General features: G+C 70.1%; 18 protein-coding genes. 7 read left to right on the top strand and 11 right to left on the bottom strand.

What is annotated here, in order from left to right; all coding sequences use genetic code 11:
• Nucleotides 1-3: 3 nt before the first annotated feature.
• Both ACJ8AN_RS17505 and ACJ8AN_RS17500 read right to left on the bottom strand, forming a co-directional pair.
• Complete coding sequence (locus tag ACJ8AN_RS17505) at nt 4-1,467, bottom strand: hypothetical protein (RefSeq protein WP_407756520.1); 1,464 nt, start codon at nt 1,465-1,467, stop codon at nt 4-6.
• A complete protein-coding gene (locus ACJ8AN_RS17500) occupies nt 1,464-2,243 on the bottom strand; it encodes an outer membrane lipoprotein-sorting protein (RefSeq protein WP_407756519.1) in 780 nt (259 codons plus the stop codon). The genes ACJ8AN_RS17505 and ACJ8AN_RS17500 overlap by 4 nt, the downstream gene beginning before the upstream one ends.
• A gap of 181 nt (nt 2,244-2,424) precedes the next feature.
• Here ACJ8AN_RS17500 and ACJ8AN_RS17495 point away from each other — a divergent pair, with 181 nt between their 5' ends.
• Both ACJ8AN_RS17495 and ACJ8AN_RS17490 read left to right on the top strand, forming a co-directional pair.
• Nucleotides 2,425-4,116: an FHA domain-containing protein gene (locus ACJ8AN_RS17495; RefSeq protein WP_407756518.1), complete on the top strand. Its 1,692-nt coding sequence runs from the start codon at nt 2,425-2,427 to the stop codon at nt 4,114-4,116.
• Between the two features lie 88 nt (nt 4,117-4,204).
• Nucleotides 4,205-4,798: a response regulator gene (locus ACJ8AN_RS17490; protein ID WP_203402602.1), complete on the top strand. Its 594-nt coding sequence runs from the start codon at nt 4,205-4,207 to the stop codon at nt 4,796-4,798.
• Nucleotides 4,799-4,831: 33 nt separating this feature from the next.
• Here ACJ8AN_RS17490 and ACJ8AN_RS17485 read toward each other — a convergent pair whose 3' ends face one another.
• The 3 genes from ACJ8AN_RS17485 to ACJ8AN_RS17475 are packed head-to-tail and all read right to left on the bottom strand — an operon-like array spanning nt 4,832 to nt 7,239.
• Nucleotides 4,832-5,605 (bottom strand): enoyl-CoA hydratase/isomerase family protein, encoded by a 774-nt coding sequence (locus ACJ8AN_RS17485; RefSeq protein WP_407756517.1) that lies wholly within the window; start codon nt 5,603-5,605, stop codon nt 4,832-4,834.
• Between the two features lie 12 nt (nt 5,606-5,617).
• Nucleotides 5,618-5,833 carry a biotin/lipoyl-binding carrier protein gene (locus tag ACJ8AN_RS17480; protein ID WP_407756516.1) on the bottom strand — a complete coding sequence of 72 codons (216 nt, stop codon included), beginning with the start codon at nt 5,831-5,833 and terminating at the stop codon, nt 5,618-5,620.
• 56 nt (nt 5,834-5,889) lie between these two features.
• A complete protein-coding gene (locus ACJ8AN_RS17475; RefSeq protein WP_407756515.1) occupies nt 5,890-7,239 on the bottom strand; it encodes an acetyl/propionyl/methylcrotonyl-CoA carboxylase subunit alpha in 1,350 nt (449 codons plus the stop codon).
• Nucleotides 7,240-7,413: 174 nt separating this feature from the next.
• Between ACJ8AN_RS17475 and ACJ8AN_RS17470 the strand changes: the two genes are divergently transcribed.
• Nucleotides 7,414-7,764, top strand: coding sequence for a hypothetical protein (locus tag ACJ8AN_RS17470; protein WP_407756514.1), 351 nt, complete (start codon nt 7,414-7,416; stop codon nt 7,762-7,764).
• Between the two features lie 7 nt (nt 7,765-7,771).
• Here the strand turns inward: ACJ8AN_RS17470 and ftsZ are convergent, their stop codons facing one another.
• The 4 genes from ftsZ to ACJ8AN_RS17450 all read right to left on the bottom strand — a co-directional run bounded on the left by ftsZ (nt 7,772) and on the right by ACJ8AN_RS17450 (nt 12,090).
• Entirely contained in the window at nt 7,772-8,986 is a 1,215-nt protein-coding gene (gene ftsZ, locus ACJ8AN_RS17465) for a cell division protein FtsZ (RefSeq protein ID WP_407756513.1), read from the bottom strand.
• Nucleotides 8,987-9,282: 296 nt separating this feature from the next.
• The gene (locus tag ACJ8AN_RS17460) at nt 9,283-9,549 is read right to left on the bottom strand and encodes a sensor histidine kinase (protein WP_407756512.1); all 267 of its coding nucleotides are present in this window, start codon (nt 9,547-9,549) and stop codon (nt 9,283-9,285) included.
• The gene (locus ACJ8AN_RS17455) at nt 9,550-10,614 is read right to left on the bottom strand and encodes a sensor histidine kinase (RefSeq protein ID WP_407756511.1); all 1,065 of its coding nucleotides are present in this window, start codon (nt 10,612-10,614) and stop codon (nt 9,550-9,552) included.
• Between the two features lie 141 nt (nt 10,615-10,755).
• Nucleotides 10,756-12,090, bottom strand: coding sequence for a replication-associated recombination protein A (locus tag ACJ8AN_RS17450; RefSeq protein ID WP_407756510.1), 1,335 nt, complete (start codon nt 12,088-12,090; stop codon nt 10,756-10,758).
• 140 nt (nt 12,091-12,230) lie between these two features.
• On the opposite strand from ACJ8AN_RS17450, the gene ACJ8AN_RS17445 reads away from it, so the two are divergent.
• Together ACJ8AN_RS17445 and ACJ8AN_RS17440 are read left to right on the top strand one after the other, a co-directional pair.
• Nucleotides 12,231-12,776 (top strand): DUF2378 family protein, encoded by a 546-nt coding sequence (locus ACJ8AN_RS17445; RefSeq protein WP_407756509.1) that lies wholly within the window; start codon nt 12,231-12,233, stop codon nt 12,774-12,776.
• Between the two features lie 67 nt (nt 12,777-12,843).
• Entirely contained in the window at nt 12,844-14,307 is a 1,464-nt protein-coding gene (locus ACJ8AN_RS17440; protein WP_407756508.1) for a DUF6600 domain-containing protein, read from the top strand.
• Nucleotides 14,308-14,328: 21 nt separating this feature from the next.
• Here the strand turns inward: ACJ8AN_RS17440 and ACJ8AN_RS17435 are convergent, their stop codons facing one another.
• Nucleotides 14,329-14,700 carry a hypothetical protein gene (locus ACJ8AN_RS17435; protein ID WP_407756507.1) on the bottom strand — a complete coding sequence of 124 codons (372 nt, stop codon included), beginning with the start codon at nt 14,698-14,700 and terminating at the stop codon, nt 14,329-14,331.
• Nucleotides 14,701-14,851: 151 nt separating this feature from the next.
• Here ACJ8AN_RS17435 and ACJ8AN_RS17430 point away from each other — a divergent pair, with 151 nt between their 5' ends.
• The gene (locus ACJ8AN_RS17430) at nt 14,852-15,895 is read left to right on the top strand and encodes a serine hydrolase domain-containing protein (RefSeq protein WP_407756506.1); all 1,044 of its coding nucleotides are present in this window, start codon (nt 14,852-14,854) and stop codon (nt 15,893-15,895) included.
• A gap of 6 nt (nt 15,896-15,901) precedes the next feature.
• Here ACJ8AN_RS17430 and ACJ8AN_RS17425 read toward each other — a convergent pair whose 3' ends face one another.
• On the bottom strand, nt 15,902-17,026 hold the full coding sequence (locus tag ACJ8AN_RS17425; RefSeq protein WP_407756505.1) for a winged helix DNA-binding domain-containing protein: 1,125 nt from the start codon (nt 17,024-17,026) through the stop codon (nt 15,902-15,904).
• 153 nt (nt 17,027-17,179) lie between these two features.
• Here ACJ8AN_RS17425 and ACJ8AN_RS17420 point away from each other — a divergent pair, with 153 nt between their 5' ends.
• Entirely contained in the window at nt 17,180-18,073 is an 894-nt protein-coding gene (locus ACJ8AN_RS17420) for a hypothetical protein (protein ID WP_407756504.1), read from the top strand.
• The last annotated feature ends 13 nt before the right edge of the window (nt 18,074-18,086 follow it).

The following is an 18,086-nucleotide window of genomic DNA, read 5'->3' as shown; positions in this document are numbered from 1 at the left end:
CGGCTACAGCGTCACGCGCACCGAGGCGAGCACCTGGTCATTGCGGTTGAAGTAGCCGAAGGCGCTGTAGGCCGGGCCGCCGTACACCTCGGCGGAGAGCCCCAGGTGCACGTGCTCGCTCCAGCGCCAGCCCACGCGCGGCGCCACGAGGTAGGAGCGCTGGATGGGCTCGAAGGCCCCGCGCAGCCCCACCTGGAGCCGGCCCCCAAGCAACGAGTAGCCCACGTCCGCCACCACCAGGTGGAAGAAGGCCGTGTGCTCCTGCCCACGCGCCGTGCCCGGCTCGAGCAGGAAGAGGCGCTCCTGGGCGCCCACGCGCGGCACCGCGAGCCCCGAATAGGTGACGGAGTAGACGAGGTCCGACTCCTCGGCCTGCGACATGCCCACCACCCACGTCACCGCGGGCTGACGCAGCGGGTTCAGCCGCTCGCCGTAGAACGTCCGCGAGGGACTGAAGCCCACGTCCACGTCGAGCTGCGCGGGCCCCACCAGCGTGCTCGCCTCGGCGGCCACCACGTGCTGGCGGCCATAGCGCCCGGTGAAGAGGGTCTCGCCCGCGCGCAGCCGCTCCTGCAAGGAGAGCAACAAGGCCGGGTCCACTGGCTCTCCGCGCTCCCGGGCGCGCAGCACCGCGGCCAGCTCCGGGTCCACCGTCAACTGGGGCAGCTTCTCGTTGGCCCACACCCACGAGCCACCCAGCCTCACCCGGCCCACCTCGCCGGTGACGCGCAGGCCCACGTCTCCGGGCAGGCCCGGCCGCTCCGTCTCCAGCAGGTTCGGCTGCAGGGCGTCTTCCACCGAAGGGTCCACCGAGACGGGCACCGGCACGCCGAGCGGCGGCTGTAGCAGCGCCAGGTCCTGGCCGAACACGTCGAAGCGGTCCCGGAAGAAGAAGGGCACCCACGCCCCGGTGACGGTGAGGGGCCCCACCGTGGCGAGCGCCCGCGCACCGAAGACGGGCACCTTCAGGTCCTCGGGCTCGAGCTGCGTGAAGCTCTGGCGCAAGTCCCTGGGGTTGAGGATGTCCGTGGGCGCGAAGAACGCGTTGGCTCCGAAGGCCAGCGTCTGCTGCCCCACCCGCACGTCCACCCACCGGGTGTACACGTCGAGGAAGGCCTCGCCCAGGTACGGCTCGAAGGAGGACTTCGCGCGCTCCAGGCCCTTCTGCGCCCCGCCTCGCCAGAGCGCCCGCCCCTCCACCACCAGCCGCAGCGAGGGACCCAGCTTCACATCCGTGGCGAGCGACGCCCTTCCCCACCCATCCACCACGTGCTCGCCGAGCCCATCCTCGCGGCTCGGCTCGAAACCGGTGTCCACTCCGCCCACCAGCCGCACGTCGCCGCTCACCCGCACCGTGGGAACGTCGGACGTGCCCGGAGAGAGCTCCTCGAGCGGCGCCGCCTCCTGCGCCGACGCGAGCGCGAGCGCGGGTACCAGGGCCAGCAGGGCCGACAGTCCGCGGCTCACCCGCGCTCCAGCGCCCGCTCGGTGAAGGCCTCGTCGCCGAGCTGCACGTCCTCCAGCTTCAGCACCTCCAGCGTGGTGCTCGAGCCCGTCTGGAGGTTCTCCATCACCGACTGCGCGGCGACGACGCGGTCCTTGAACTTCTTGAGCTGCAGGGCGCGGTACACCTTGAAGGGCTTGCCCTCATGGTCCGAGTACTCGGCCTTCAGCGGCACGTCCGTCTCCTTGTCCACGTAGAGCGTCACCTCCCCGTACGGAGAGTCCGGCCCGGCCTTCCCGCGCAGCACGTGGGCGGCGCGCTCCAGCACCTTCGCCTCGCCCGAGAGCTGGAGCGACTCGTCGCGCTCGCCGCCGGTGCCGCCCAGGTCCGCGTAGTTGAAGTCCGTGTCCATGAAGGCCTGGCCGCGCTGGCCCCGGGCCACCTTCCGCACCCGCTTGAGCTTGGGCAGGTACAGGGAGATGTCGGCCGGCTCGCCCTTGGCCCCCTCCACGGTGAGCACCGCCACGCCCGCCACGCCCGCCGGCTGAGAGAAGCGCGCGAGCGAGCACAGCCGCCCCTCCACCCGCTTCGCCGTCGAGGTGAGCACCTGCTCCTTGCGCCGGCCGTCCTTCGTCACCGTGGTGAGCTTCAGCTCCGCCCTCACGCCGAGCAGGTTGAGGGCCCCCCGCTCGCGGCTCCTGCGGGCGAGCTCCGCGGCTGTCTCCCCGGCGTGGGCCAGAGGGGCCACCAGGAGCACCACCGCCGCGGCGCACAGGAGGGAGGCAGGCACGTTTCGCATGTCGCGCACTCTACAAGTCTCCTTATATGCGGGGGTCCGTGATCCGGCTCGCGGCCAACTGTCCGATAGACAACCGGGCACCCGAGGCCCCCTTCTACGGGAAAAGCCCTGTCTTTTAGGGCGGATGCCCTCCTTGAGGTGGCCGGGGGCATTCTGCTATAGCTGTAAGGGGACCCAACCCGTGCTGAAGCTCATCATCGAAGACGACGAGGGGCGAAAGACTGTAGTCCCCTTCGTGCGGGACGAGATCACGATCGGTCGTCAGGAGGGAAACACCATCCGCCTGACCGAGCGAAACGTGTCGCGTCGTCACGCACGCCTGGTGCGCCAGAACGGGCACGTGCTGGTGGAGGACCTGGGCAGCTACAACGGTGTGCGCATCAACGGTGAGCGCATCGAGGGGCAGACCCAGGTCGGAGACGGCGACCTCATCCAGATCGGCGACTACGATCTGGCGCTGCAGAAAGAGGCCGCCGCTCAGGTGGGTGCGCCCACCATCCGCGTTCCCGCTACCGCCCTGCAAGCCGCGCTCGACGAGGCCAAGGGCGAGCCCGCCGAGGCCGAGGCCGACGCGGAGCAGGACGCTCCGGCACCCCAGGAAGAGGAGGACGCAGCTTCCGCTCCAACCCAGGCCAACCAGCGCCGCCACGCCACCGCGGTGATCCGCATGGATCAGGTGGAGATGAACCGGCCCCGCAAGGTGGCCGCGGTGGGCGCCGACGAGGCGCCGCACCTCCTGGTGGTGAGCGCCGAGCTCAAGGGCCAGGAGTTCGCCTGCATCCGCACGGAGATGCGGGTCGGCCGCACCGACGACAACGACATCGCGATCGACCACCGCTCGCTGTCGCGCACGCACGCCAAGATCGTCCGTGAGGACTCGGGCGAGTGGCGCATCATCGACATGCAGTCGGCCAACGGCATGGCCGTCAACGGCGAGAGCTATGCGCAGGCGCCGCTGTCGCACGGTGACCTCATCGAGCTCGGCCACGTGAAGCTGCGCTTCATCGGCCCCGGCCAGAGCGCCGAGGGGCTGATGCACGAGGGCAGCGCCAAGGGCTCCAAGAAGGGGCTCGTGGTGGCGCTCGTGGGCGTGGTGCTGCTCGGAGTGCTGGGAGGCGCCGCCTGGTTCCTCTTCGGCCAGTCCCCGGCCACCCCCGTCACCCCGCCGCAGCCCGTGGCGGTGGAGAAGCCCAAGCCGCCTCCCGCGCCGCAGCAGCAGGCGCAGCAGAAGCCGCCGCCGCAACAGGCCGCGCAGAACCCGCCGCAGGAGCAGCCCGCCCCGCCGGCGCAGGCGCAGCAGAACCCGGCGGCTGGCACGCAGCAGCCCTCGTCCGCGGACAAGCTCCAGAGCGCGAAGGCCGCCATCGACGCGCGCGACTTCGACCAGGCGGTCACCACGCTCGAGTCCCTCCAGGACGCCAACGGCCAGCGCCCCGCCGAGGCCGAGGAGTTGCTCAAGCAGGCCCGGATGGAGCAGCAGTTCAAGCAGAACCTCGACCTGGCGCAGCAGGAGTTCGACTCGAACCGCCTGCCGGAGGCCCAGAAGCACCTCGCGGCCGCCGAGGGCACGCTCGCCTTCGCCAACGAGTACTCCTCCATGAAGCTCTTCAGCGAGGGCTTCCTGCAGCTGCGCGGCAACAAGCTGCCCGAGGCCGAGGCCACCTTGAGGAAGTGCACCAGCCTCTACCCCGAGTACGCCCAGTGCTACCTCTGGCTGGGCGTGTCCGTGGCCAAGCGCAAGCGCCTGGACGAGGGCGCGCAGTACTACCGCGAGTTCCTACGGCTCGCGCCCGAGCACAAGATGGCGGACAGCGTGAAGAAGTTGCTGGCCGACTACGAGAAGACCCAGAAACAACCGGGAGGCGGCAAGTAGCCCGAGGGAGTCCCGCGTAACGCCGCGCTCCGCGCGGTGGCGGTTTCCCGGGCTGCAGGCTTCCACCCCTCAAGCGAGGAGAAGGTTCGTGCAGATTCGCATCCTGGTGGTCGACGATGAGCAGGACAACTGCGACTACCTCAAGCTAGTCCTGATGCGTGAGGGCTATGACGTCGTCACCACGACGGACCCCACGAAGACGGTGGAGATCCTCCGCAGTGCGGACTTCCACCTCGTCATCCTGGACATGATGATGCCCGTCATGTCCGGCACCGAGGTGCTGGAGCACATCCGCAAGTACGACACGGACGTCGCCGTCATCGTGGCCACCGCCTACCCGACGGTGGACACGGCCGTGGCCTCGCTGAAGAACCAGGCGAGCGACTACGTGAAGAAGCCCATGGAGCCGGACCAGTTCCTCGGCGCCGTGCGCAACGCGCTGGCCAAGAAGGGCCTGTCCCAGGATCCCGAGGCGGACCTGCACCGCGCCATCGGCCGCACCATCCGCGACGCGCGCAAGACGCAGGACCTCACCCTCAAGCAGCTCGCGCGCCGCACCGGCCTGTCCGTGTCGCTGCTGTCGCAGATCGAGCGCGCCGAGTCCTCGGCCTCCATCTCGTCGCTCTACAAGATCGCCTCCGCGCTCCAGCTGCGCATGGGCGAGCTCTTCGGCGACACCTGAGAAGACGCCCCCGCGGTCAGGCGGCGTCCCGCCTCACTGGCCGCGGAAGTGGGGCGGGCGTTTCTCCAGGAACGCCGCCCTGCCCTCCCGAGCATCCTCGCTGGCGAAGGCCCGGGCCCGCACCTCGCGCAGGTGAGCCCGCTCCGCGTCGGAGAGGGCCGCGCGGGTGAGCAACCGGAAGGTCTCCTTCATCCCCGCCACCGCCAGGGGTGCCTGCGCGGCGAGCGTCCGGCACAGCTCCAGGGCGCGCGTCTCGGCGTCGGCCACCGGGAGACACTCGTCCAACAGGCCCCAGGCCAGCGCCTCCTTCGCATCCAGCCGCCGCGAGGTGAGGAAGAGATTCTTGGAGCGCGCCACGCCCACCAACCGGGCCGCGCGCGTCAGTCCGTCCGGCGAGTAGACGATGCCCAGCCGCGCCGGAGGCATGCTGAAGACGACGTCCTCCGAGCCGATGCGGAAGTCGCACGAGGCCGCCAGGTCGAAGCCGGCCCCGAAGGCCCACCCCTGCACCAGCGCGAGGCTCGGCAGCGGGAGCGACTCCAGGCGCGCCAGGCACGCCATCAGCGCGTCGTCCGGCAGCCGGTCCGCGGTGGGCGCCCCCAGCAGGTTCAGGTCATAACCGGAGCAGAAGGTGCCGCCCGCGCCCCGGATGAACACGGCGCGCACCTTCCCGGGAGCCGAGGCCAGCGCCTCGTCCAACCGGGCCACCTGGCCGTCGTCGAGCGCGTTGCGCCTCGCCGGGTTGGACAGGGTGAGGACCCGGACACCGTCGTCCCGGTCCTCCACGTGCAGGGCGGACGGCTCCACCGCGCGTCCCCGCTACGACTCGAGCACCACGAGGACGTCGCCCTCGTTGACCGGCTGCGCCTCCTTGCAGCGGATCTCCTTCACCGTGCCGTCCTCGGTCGCCTCCACCGGCATCTCCATCTTCATGGACTCGAGGATGACGAGCGTGTCCCCCGAGGAGACCTTCTGCCCGACCTTGACCTCGATCTTCCACACCGTCCCGGTGATGTGCGCCGCCACGTCCGCCATACGCTGTGCCCTCCTGGGCTGAGTCTACGTGTTGCGAGGAAAGGGTACGGCCCCGGCTACGGCTTCGCGTGCTGCTCCAGGAAGCGCGTGTTCAGGTCTCCCGCGCGGAAGACCGGATCCTGGAGGATGCGCAGGTGCAGGGGGATGTTCGTCTTGATGCCCTCGACGCGGAAGCCCCGCAGCGCCTGGATGGAGCGCTCGATGGCCTCGGCGCGCGTGGCGCCCGAGACGATGAGCTTGGCGATCATCGGGTCATAGTTGGGCGTGACGGTGTTGCCCTCGGCGTAGCCCGAGTCCAGGCGCACGCCCTCGCCCGTGGGCGGCTGGTACACCTTGAGCGGGCCCGGCGAGGGGAAGAACTTCACCGGATCCTCGGCGTAGATGCGGAACTCGAGCGCCGCCCCGCGCCGCTTCACGTCCTCCTGCTTCACCGTGAGCTTCTCGCCGGACGCAATCCGCAGCTGCCAGCCGATGAGATCCAACCCCGTGGTCAGCTCCGTCACCGGGTGCTCCACCTGGAGCCGGGCGTTCATCTCGATGAAGTAGATGTTGCCGTCCGAGTACAGGAACTCCACCGTGCCGGCGTTGGCGTAGCCGAAGGCGCGGGCCGCGGCGAGGGCCGCCGTGAAGAGCTTCTGCGACAGCTCCGCGTTGCGCCCGTCCGCGAACAGCGGCGAGGGAGCCTCCTCCACCACCTTCTGGTGCCGGCGCTGGATGGAGCACTCGCGCTCCAGGCAGTGGATGAGGTGGCCGTGATGGTCCCCCAGAATCTGCACCTCGATGTGACGCGGGGCCGGGAAGTAGCGCTCGATGTACACGCCCTCGCGGCCGAAGGCGGCCTTCGCGCGGTCCGTGCACTGGCGGAAGACCTTCTCCAGCTCGGCGGCGTCCTTGGCCGCGGCCATGCCGATGCCACCCCCACCGCCCGCGGCCTTGCAGAGCACCGGGTAGCCAATGCTCTCGGCGGCGGCCAGCGCGGCGCCCACGTCCGGAAGCACGTCCTCGGTGCCGGGGACGATGGGCACGCCAGCGGCGGCCACCAGCTTGCGCGCCTGGCTCTTGTCCTTCATCCGCAGCATGGCCTCGGGCGGCGGACCCACGAAGGTGATGCCGGCGGCCTTGCACGCCGTGGCGAACTCCGCGTTCTCCGACACGAAGCCGTAGCCCGGATGCACCGCATCCGCCCCGGTGGACTTCGCCGCCTCGAGGATGGCGGAGATGTTGAGGTAGCTGTCCTTGGCCGCCGCGGGCCCGATGCGCACGGCCTCGTCGGCCTCACGCACGAAGGGCAGCTCCGCGTCCGCGTCCGAATACACGGCTACGGTGGAAAGCCCCATCCCCTTCGCCACGGTGTTGATCCGGCGGGAAATCTCACCCCGGTTCGCGATGAGCAGCTTCTTGAACATGGCCCGCAACCCCTCCGCGTGAGGCCGGGCAACCTAAACCCCCACATGCGCCCTGACAAGGAGACAACGCACCCCGCGCCGGGCACACAACGCCCCCCGGGCCGGGAAGTTGCGGGCATGTAGGTAAATGGCGTAGCGTCCCTGGCCGTGAAGCCCTCCACGACAGGAACAGTGGTGGATCTCCAAGGCGCCCGGCAGGAGCGGCGACTGGAGATGTACCGGGCGCGAGTCACCGAGCGCCTTCGCACCAACCGCGCGGCCGTCGAGGCCCTCTACCAGGGAGGAACCCTCTTCTCCCCGCAGGGCACCCGCGCGGGACGGGCCCTGCTGCGCGCCCACCAGGTGCTGCAGCGCGCGAGCTCCCTGCTGGAGCAGCTCTCCGGCGACGGAGTCGTCCCCGCGCCGCGGCTGCCCGAGCGCATCGACGAGGTGTACCGCGAGCTCGACACGCTGCTGTCGCGCAGTGACGCCCTGTCGGGACGCCACCACCGGGCGGCGAGCGTGGCCCGCCTCCCCGGCCGCTAGCCTCGCCCTAGGGCATCTCCGTCTGGCCCTGCCGGCGCAGGAAGGTGGGGATGTCGAACTGATCCTCGTCCAGGGGCAGCGCCGCGTCCTTCACCACCGCGGTGCGGTTGCTCAGCGAGCGGCTCTCCACCGAGGGCATCGTGCGAGCACCGGCCTTGGCGGGCACCAGGCTGGCCACTTCCTCACGCGCCACGTTCAGCGACACGGACGGAGGCCGCGTCACCACGGGCACCTGCACCACCTGAGCGGGCTGACGCACCTTCGCGTCGCGCGTGACGAAGCCCGTGGCGATGATGGTGATCTTCACCTCGTCCTGGATGTTGTCGTCGATGAGCGAGCCGAAGATGATCTCCGCGTCCGGGTCGGCCGCGTCGTGCACCAGCGTGAGCGCCTCGTTGACCTCCTGGAGGGTCATGTCGCGGCCGCCGGTGATGTTGATGAGCAGGCCGGTGGCGCCGTCGATGGAGATGTCCTCGAGCAGCGGGCTGGAGATGGCCTGCTGCATGGCGCTGAGCGCGCGCTTGTCGCCGGAGGACTGGCCGGTGCCCATGAGCGCCAGGCCCTTGTCGCTCATGATGGTCTTCACGTCGGCGAAGTCCACGTTGATGTAGCCGTGGTACTGGATGAGATCCGAGATGCCCTGCACGGCGTTGAGCAGCACCTCGTCGGCGCGCTTGAACGTCTCCAGCAGCGGCATGGGCGCGTTGCTGAGCGTGAGCAGGCGCTGGTTGGGGATGGTGATGAGGGTGTCCACCGCGGCCTTGAGTTCCACCAGGCCCTGCTCCGCCTGCTTGCGGCGCTTGTTGCCCTCGAAGAGGAAGGGCTTGGTGACCACGCCCACCGTGAGGCAGCCCAGGCTCTTGGCGATGTCCGCGATGATGGGCGCCGCGCCGGTACCGGTACCACCCCCCATGCCGGCGGTGACGAACACCATGTCCGCGCCCTCGAGCATGGAGGCGATCTGATCGCGCGACTCGAGCGCGGCCTCGCGGCCCATCTCCGGGTTGGCGCCCGCCCCCAGGCCCTTGGTGAGGGTCTGACCGAGCTGCAACCGCACGGGCGCCTTGTTCGCCGCGAGCGCCTGCACATCGGTGTTGGCGGCAATGAAGTCGACCCGCTCAAGCTTCGCCATGATCATCGTGTTGACCGCGTTACAGCCGGCACCCCCAACGCCGACGACACGAATCTTTGCGGCCTGCTTGTTCTGGTCGAACTGGTCCATGTGGTTCCTTCTCCCGGCGCAGGCCACGCGTGCCCGCGCGCGCACCTGCAACCGACATCTTCAGCAACTCGCGCTCTTTGGCAAGTTCTCAGCTACGAACATGTAGCGCGACGTCGCTGTGCCAAGTCGTCACAGGCACTTACGCGGAAGCTCCACCTCGCTCCGGTGCGGCGCGGTGGGTGCATCACGCCTCTTGACTCGCGCGATGACGTCTCTTCACGCGACCCCACCGCACCACCGGAGGCACCGCGCTCGTTGGATTCGCGAGCCTCCCGGAGCCCGGGACGGGCCCGCCGCTACCTCTTGTGGGGAGCGACCGCCCGGAGCGCCCCGCTCGAGTTGTCCTCCGCGCCCAGCGGAGGCACGCGCGGCAGGTCGATGAGGAAGCACGTGCCCCGGCCCAGCTCGCTCTCCACGTCGATGCGGCCCCCGTGGGCCCTGATGATGCCCTGCACCACCGAGAGCCCCAGCCCCGTCCCCACCCCGGGCGGCTTGGTGGTGAAGAAGGGCTCGAAGAGGTGGCGCTTCGTCTCCTCGGACATGCCCGTGCCGGTGTCGCGCACCTACACGCGCACCCGGTCACCCTCGCGGCGCGCGGTGAGGCGCACCAGGCCGCCCTGGGGCGTGGCCTGCCCCGCGTTCACCAGCAGGTTCACCAGCACCTGCACGAGCTGACGCGGACGGCCCACCACCACGCCCACCTCGTCCACCTCCTGCTCCACCCGCACATGGCCGAGCTGGATTCGCGCGATGCGCAGCGCCGTCCGCACCTCCGCGGTGAAGTCGTACTCGACGTGGCCCTCGAAGCCCCCGCGCGAGAAGCGGCGCAGATCCGAGACGATGGAGTTCACCCGCTTGACTCCATCCAGCGTGGCCGGGAGCAGGTCTTCCACGTACTCCTTCACCCGCTCGGCCACGTCCTGCCCCTCGCGCAGCTCCTCGAGCATCGCGTCGAGGTTGCTCGTCACGAAGCTCATCGGGTTGTTGATTTCGTGCGCCACGCTCGCCGCCATCAGCCCCAGGCTGGAGAGCCGCTCCTGTTCAATGGCCCGCTGGTGCAGCAGCTGCAGCTCCTGGTGGGCCCTCTGCAGCTCCTCGCGCTGCCGCACGGCATGCGTCAACGTCCCGCGCAGCAACGTGACCCGCTTCTCGGACACCAGGTAGCCCAGGATGCCCACCAGGGAGAAGGACACGGCCAGGGAGGGAGAGGCCCCGGTGGACAGGGCCACCCCGTCGATGGCCACCAGGAAGAGGAACATGCGCGGGCGGACCCACCGGTCGAGCCCGAAGTACCAGATCATGTTGTAGGGCACGAAGACCCAGACCAGCGGCGCCCAGTGCGTGGCGAGCCCCGCCACGGAGATGCCCAGCGCGTTGATCCCCATCCGCACCGCCTCCACCACGGCACGGCTGGTCTTCCTGGCGAGCCACTCCAGGAACAAGACGTTGAACAGGGCGAGCCCCGCCCCCACCGCCACGAGGACGACCACCACGTTCCACTGGCCCCAGAACGAGATGATCAACGCGAGGTCGATGGCGGAAGCCCCCAGCCCCGCGAGGCGCTGGATGTCGTGATTCAGATTCTCCGAGTCCGCCGCGAGGATGATGTCTCGAGATGGGTCATCCATCGGGGTCCTCCAGGGAACTCGGGGCGTCCAGGAGGCGGCGCCCCACGGGCCAAGTAGACCAGATACCCCCCGGACGCGCAGCGGCCCCCCATGCGGTTCCACACGGTCCGCTCCACCCGCATTGCAATGATGCGTGGGGAGTCACTCTCCCCGGGACGCCTTGTCCTCGCGCCACCAGTGGCTCATCCGCTCGTGGATCTCCGCCTCGTGGCCTTCCTTGCTCGGCCGGTAGAAGACGGAGCGCTCCAACGGCTCGGGCAGGTACGTCTGCCCGGGCACGTAGTGGTCCTTGTGATTCCACGGCGTCTCGTAGCCCTTCTTGTACCCGAGCTCCTTCATGAGCTCGGTGGGGGCGTTGCGCAGGTGGAGCGGCGGGGCCGCGTTGGGGTGCGCATCCAGGGCCGCCAGCGCGGCATCCATCGCCTGGTAGCCCCGGTTGCTCTTCTTCGCCGTGGCCAGCAGCAGGGTCGCCTGGGCGACGAAGATGCGCCCCTCCGGCATCCCCACCGAGTAGAAGCCCTCCTCGCACGCGCGCACGATGCTGATGGCCTCGGGCATCGCCAGCCCCACGTCCTCCACGGCGATCACCTTGAGCCGGCGCCACAGCGCCACGTCGTCCCCCATCTTCAGCAGCTTCGCCGCCCAGAAGATGGCCCCCTGCGCGTTCGAGCCCCTGCACGACTTCTGCAGCGCGCTCAGCAAGTCGAAGTGCGAGTCCCCATCCTTGTCGTGCCGCGCCAGGCTCGTGCCCGTCGCCTGCACGGCGAGCTCCCGGGTGATTTCCCCGCCGTCGGCGGTGAGCTGGGCCGCGAGCTCCAGTGCGCCCAACGCCTTGCGCACGTCTCCCCCACTCCCCTCGGCCAGCACGGTGAGCGCCTCGTCACTCGCGGTGAGCCGCCTCGCCCCGAGCCCCCGCTTCTCGTCGGAGAGCGCCCGCGTGAGCGCGGTGCGAAGGTCCGCGACGGTGAGCTCGCGCAACTGGAAGACGCGGCACCGGCTGACGAGCGCGGGCCTCACCTCGAAGCTGATGTTCTCCGTTGTCGCGCCCAGCAGGACGAACAGGCCACTCTCCACATGCGGCAGCGCCTGCTCCTGGACGTTCTTCGCCCAGCGGTGGATCTCGTCCACGAAGACAACGGTGCGCCGGCTGTACTGGTTGCGCAGGCGCTCGGCCTCGGCCACCACCTCGCGGATGCGGGGGATGCCATCGGACACCGCCGAGAGGATGACGAACTCCGCGTCGACGCTCGACGCCAGCATGCGCGCCAGCGTGGTCTTCCCCACGCCCGGAGGCCCCCAGAACAGCGAGGACACAATCGCCTTGCGCTCGATGAGCTGGCGCAGCGGCGCGCCCGGGCCCAGCAGGTGCGACTGCCCGATGAAGTCCTCGGGCGAGCGCGGGCGCATCCGCTCGGCCAGCGGCGCGAAGCGGTTCACATCGACGGAAGCGGCGAACAGATCAGATCCAGCGGTCATCGGGAGCGGCGCGACCCTAACAAACGCCCGCGCCCCAGGCGACGGAGACAGCCGCCCGCCTGACTGCTCCCCCGGGGCGGCGCCCATGGCCGGAGAGGAGGGGCTCCTGTATACGGACTCGTGCCTTCGGCACGCGCATCATGCAGGCCCCCCCATCCGGTCGCGCCACACAGGGTAGTTTCTTCGAAGGCTTGTTCATCCGCTCGCTCCAGGCGAGTGGGGCCTTCGCGGACGCGCTGCGGGAGTGCGGCTTCGACCCGCTCCAGCCCCGGGCCATCTACCCCATCGAGGTGTGGAACGCGGCGCTCGAGGTGGCGTGGCGCCACCGCTACCCCGGTTGGGAGCGCGAGTCCGCCTACCGGGAGCTGGGCCGCCAGCTCGGAGCGGGCTTCCTGCTGACGTGGATGGGCAAGGTGGTGGACATGGGCCTGCCCATGCTCGGCCCCGAGCGCCTCATCGCGCGCATCCCCAACCTGATGGCGCTCGACACCTACCGCTACGAGGTGAAGGTGGTGCCGCTCGGCTGGCACCGCTACCGCGTCAGCTTCCGCAATGATCCGGACGCCAAGCCGGACCTCATCGCCGGCCTCATCGAGCTGGGCCTGCACAGGACGGGCGCCAGACAACCCACCGTCGCGGTGACGATGCGCGGCGGGCAGGACTTCGATATCGACCTGACCTGGTGACCGAGCGGGCCAAAGCCGCGCACGTACACACCTTGTGACCCAGGGACCCCGCACAAGGAGCGCGTCCATGGGCTCGCGCAGCAAATCCCTCCCCTGGCTGCTCGCCATGAGTGGCCTCTGCACCCTGGTCTCGGTGGGCGCCACCGGATGCATCCCCCCGGAAGGCGAGGAGGCGTGGCTGCAATCCGAATCGAGCGGATTGACCGTGGGCCAGGAGGACCCGTTCTACGAGACGCTCGCCCCGTATGGCCAATGGGTGCACATTCCCCAGGTGGGACGCGCCTGGCGGCCCTTCCCCTCGGTGGTGGGCCCGGACTTCGTCCCCTACGCCACCGGCGGCCAGTGGGTCTCCAGCGACGAGGGCTGGACCTTCCAGACGAACTGGAGCTGGGGTTGGGCCACCTTCCACTACGGACGCTGGTTCCTCTCTCCTGAATTCGGATGGGTCTGGGTGCCAGGGAGCGATTGGGCTCCCGCCTGGGTGGACTGGCGCTGGGGCGGTGGGTACGTCGGCTGGGCTCCGCTCCCGCCTCCAGTGTTCGTGGTGGAGCCGGTGTGGTCGTTCGTGCCCGTGGTGGACTTCTGCCAGCCCGAGGTCTTCCGCTACCGGCTGCCGCCCGGGCACGCCCGGAGGATCTACCCGCGGACAGAGCCGGTGCCGGACAAGGGGGGAGGTCACGGCGAGCACTGGAACCGGGGCCCCGACCCCTTCGGCGTGGCGCGCGACCTCGGGCGGCCCTTGCCTCGCACCACCCTGTTCCCTCCCCCAATCGGAGAGCCGCCGAGACCGCCGCCTGCTCGGCAGGAGCCTCCACCTGCTCCGCCTTCACCTCCGCCCTCGCAGCCCGGGCCCGCCGAGAAGCCTCCGCATCCACCGCAACCGCGTGAGGCTCCACCACCCCCACGCCCTTCACACGAGAAACCACCTCCGCCCTCGAAGCCCGAGCACCACGAGGAGCAGCCACCTCCGCCCTCGAAGCCCGGCCATCACGAGGAGCAGCCACCCGCGCCGCCTGTGCACGAGGCACCGCCTCCGTCACCGCGCCCCGAGCCCGACCATCACGAGGAGCAGCCACCTCCGCCCTCGAAGCCCGGCCATCACGAGGAGCAGCCACCCGCGCCGCCTGTGCACGAGGCACCGCCTCCGTCACCGCGCCCCGAGCCCGAGCACCACGAGGCTCCTCCGCCTCCGCCGCCTGTGCACGAGACACCGCCTCCTGCACCGCCTCCGCGTTCCGAGCCCGAGCATCACGAGGCTCCTCCGCCTCCATCGACGCCGACTCCACACGAGACACCGCCTCCCGCACCGCCTCCGCGTTCCGAGCCCGAGCATCACGAGGCTCCTCCGCCCTCGCCTCCGGCCCAGCCGCATGAAGCGACGCCACCGCCCCCTGCGCACGCGGAACCGCCGCCCGAGGCCAGGCCCCCACCCGCCGAGGCTCCACCCGCCCCCGCGCAGCCAGCGCCCGAACACGCTCCAGAGCAGCATCCGCCGCCAGCGCCCGGTGCCGAGCCGCACCCTGGCCACTGACCCGGCGCGAAGTCCCGGCGCTCAGGTATCCGTGTCGGGCAGGGCCTCGCCCTTCACCTGGCTGATGACGTCGATGCGCTCGGCCACGCCGGTTCCATCGCGCCGGAGCTCGTAGACCAGCCGGACCTTGCTCCCGGGCTTGATGGCGCGGAGGTCCGCCTGAATGCCGTTCTCGACCACGCTCGTGTCGGACGTCACCCAGACGCGCACCGTCTTCTCCCAGGGGGCCATCGGGTAGAACACCCAGGCCTTCCCCTCCTGCCCTACCCGGGTGAAGACACCGGTCTCCACCCGAGGCTCGCTCATGAACACGCCCGCTGCCTGCCGCGAGTTCACCCCACAGGCCATTCCCAGGGTGGCGGCCAGCACCGTGGCCATCAGCATCCGTTTCATGGTTCACCCTCCTGCTGGAGACCCGATTCCGATTGGGCGTTGCAGCAGAAGCTGGCGTGGTCTCGGGGAGACTGCCACCCTCACCGCTCAACCCGGCGGGGAAGTGCCTCCTGGTAGACAGGCCCTCGTCTCCCTCCGGTGACTGTCCTCCATGTCCCTCTCCGACTCCCCCGGCTCGCCCGCCGACGCTGTCCTCCACGCAACCCGGCGCTACCTCCGCGCATATCCCTCGGCGGCCCTGTGCGTGGGCATCACGCACCGCGGCGTGCACCACGTGCAGGCCCTCCGGCACGCGGGAAGTCCTCCCGCCACCGACGCCCTGTACGCGCTGGGCTTCCTCACCCAGGTCTTCACCGGCTCCCTCCTCGCGCTGCTGGTGGACCGGGGCGAGGCGCGGCTCGACACACCGTTGAAGGAGATTCTTCCCCTGCCGCTCCTCCCGGATGAGCTCGCCGGCCGCATCACGCTCGAGCAACTGGCGACGCACACCTCCGGCATGCCGTACGACCCCACCCACCTGCGCACGCCCCAGCAGAACCCGGCCGACCCCTACGGCCACTTCAGCGCGGAGCTGTTCGGCGCCTTCCTGCGCAGCTACCACTCCCAGCAACCATCACCGCGGAAGTACGCCCAGTCCGTCATCGGAATGGGCGTGCTCGGCCATGTCCTCTCCCGCCGCGTGAGGCTCAATTATGGGCACGCCGTGAGGGATCTCCTCTGCACGCCGCTGCGGATGAGTGACACCCCCTTCCGCCCCTCCGAGGAGCAGGAGCCGCGCCTGCTCGCGGGTCACTCCGCTCGGGGCGAGCCGGTGCCGCGCTGGACCTTTCCGGCCCTGCCCGGCGCGGGGGCGTTCCACTCGACGGTGCCCGACCTGCTGCGCTTCCTCGACGCGAACCTCGGACATCAGGATGCCGGACTCGGCCGGGCCCTGCGGCTCGCGCATGCCCCGCGCGTGGAGGCCCGAGGCATGCGCGTGGGGCTCGGGTGGAACATCTCCAGCGTGGGGGGCAAGAGCGTGGTGTGGCGCTCCTCGGTGACGGGCGGCTACTCCGGCTTCATCGGCTTCTCGGCCGAGGCGGATACCGGGGTCGTCCTCCTGTCGAACCATTCGCGGTCCTTCCTCGCCTCGCTCCTGAAGCGCGTGCCCGTCGAGCAGCCCGGGTTCGCGCTCCTCTCCGGATACCTGCGTTAGCGTCGCTCACTTCGGAGAGACGAAGCGGAGGTCCGGGGTCCGCGCGTCGGGCGCGGCGAACGCGAGCAGCCGCTCCCCCTCCTCGGCCAGTGCAGCCCGCTCGGGCTTCTTCAGCGGGGTGAACGGGCGGATGACCAGCGTCGCCCGCTCCTTGTCCTGCTCGAGCTTCCACGTGCCCCGTACGAAGCCGTCGATGAGGAACGTCGAGAGGAACAGGCCATTGGCGGCGGCGATCGCCTTGCGGTGCTCCTCCGAGATGATGCGGGTGCGATCGGCGTGGGAGAGCAGCACGTTGTCGAAGTCGGGCAGGAAGCGCGGCGGCGCGGGGACGTCCGGCTCGGGGAGCGGAGCATCGGGGACATCGAACAACTCCACGCCGTGCTCGTCCCGGAAGGTGCGCAGCCGGGGCCGGAGATTCTCGATGGCCTCGCGCAGCCGCGTCAGGCCCGACCACGTCTGGACATCCTTGACGCTGGCCGGCCCGAAGGCGGCGAGGTAGCGCGGAATCAACGCGTCGAGCGACGACTCGGAGCCGGATTCAGGGCCGAGCCAGGACTCCGCCGTGGTGCTCGCGGCCTGTCCGCCGACGCCCCAGAGTCCTCGCGGAGGCACCTGGACCAGCGGCACCAGGTTGCGGATGGCATAGGCGAGAGACCGCGCGTCGCGCTTGGGCCAGCGCTCCTGAAGCAGCTCACCGAGCTCGAGGAGGGTGCGGGGCTTCTCCTCGACCAGGGCCCGGCCCGCGGCCGCGAGGGCGGGGATGTCCATTCCGGCGATGGCTCGGCCGTAGGAGCTGCCGGTGAACAGGGAGCGTTCGAGGACCGGCTGCAGAACGCTCCGCAGGGGCAGGCAGTCCCGAGCGGTGACCAGGTGGATGGTCGAGCGCATCAGCGCGATGCGCACGGCACGGCGCCGGGAGATGAGCCGGGACAGTGCCCCGGGCTGGAAGCCCTCGAGCCGCGTCCACAGGCCGAAATACGGCGGATTCGTGGCCTGTGCCTGCATGCCGACGAGTTGCTCGAGGGTCCTCTCGACGGGCAGCTTCGAGCGCCGGAGGAGCAGCTGCCTTTCGAGCAGGGCCCGATTGAGCGAGCGCTGGGAAAGCACGGTGGAGGGTGGCCGCTTCGGCATGTCCGGAACGATGACCGATGCCACGGTCCTCGCGTCAACGAAAGTCGCCAGGGCCGGTGCCACACACCGCGCGAGTAGACCCTGATGGGCTCGCGGGCCCGACCATGAAGCCGCTGGAGTTTCGAGCGGACCAGTGCTGAAGCGCTCACTCCCATGACACGCTCTGTTCGCTCGCTGGTGCTCGCCGTCCTGCTTCCCTCGCTCTGCGCCTGCTCCACGTCCTCCTCGGCGCGGCGTTCCCCAAACGCCGTCACGCTGCGCTTCGCCTGGCCCGAGCCCTTCTCCGCTCGCGTCTCGTACTCCTTCACGATGAACAGCCCCCTGGGCAACACCGAGGTCCACCGCCGCTATTGGCTGCTCGAGGAGCCCGCGAAGGACAAGGGCGTCCGCCGGCTCGTGCCTCGGGACGTCGAGGTGTTTCCGCCCCAGTACGCCGCCATGGTGGACCCGGTGCCCACGGTGCGCTTCGACAAGGAGGGCGCCTTCCTGGGCGTCGAGCTCCCCGAGCAGCTGCCGGGTCAGCAGCTGCTGGAGGCGCTGCCCGTGGATCCCGAGAAGAAGGCGGAGATCATCAAGAACCTCCAGGCCAAGCAGGAGGAGTCGGACCGGGACGATTGGGAACGGCTGGTGGAGCACTGGCGAGGCGTCACCCTGGTGCCCGGCGAGCCGGTGCGGCGCGAGTCGAAGATGGTGGTGGGCACGGGCATGATGGAGAAGAAGGAAGTGCCCGCGGAAGAGCGCTACACGCTCGAAGTGGACGTGCCGTGCTCGCAGGACGCGCGGGAGCGGCGCTGTGTGCGATTGACCGTGCAGGTACAGCCGCTCGGCCAGCCCGAGTCGGGCGAGGGACCCATGGCGCGCTGGGGCTTCGAGCTGGTGACGGACCCGGACACGCTGGTGCCGTACTCCACCCGGCTGACGCGCCTGGACAGGGTGGACTGGGGAGAGGATAGCGGCGCTCGACCCCTCGAGGAGTTCCTGCAGGTCGAGGAGTACGTCTACACCTACGGCGTCCAGCGCGTGCCGCCCGGCTCGAATCCGCTCTGAGCGGCGTATCGAG

Source organism: Archangium sp. (genome assembly GCF_045802675.1).
GTDB lineage: Bacteria > Myxococcota > Myxococcia > Myxococcales > Myxococcaceae > Archangium.
This window is presented reverse-complemented; position numbering and strand designations above follow the sequence as displayed.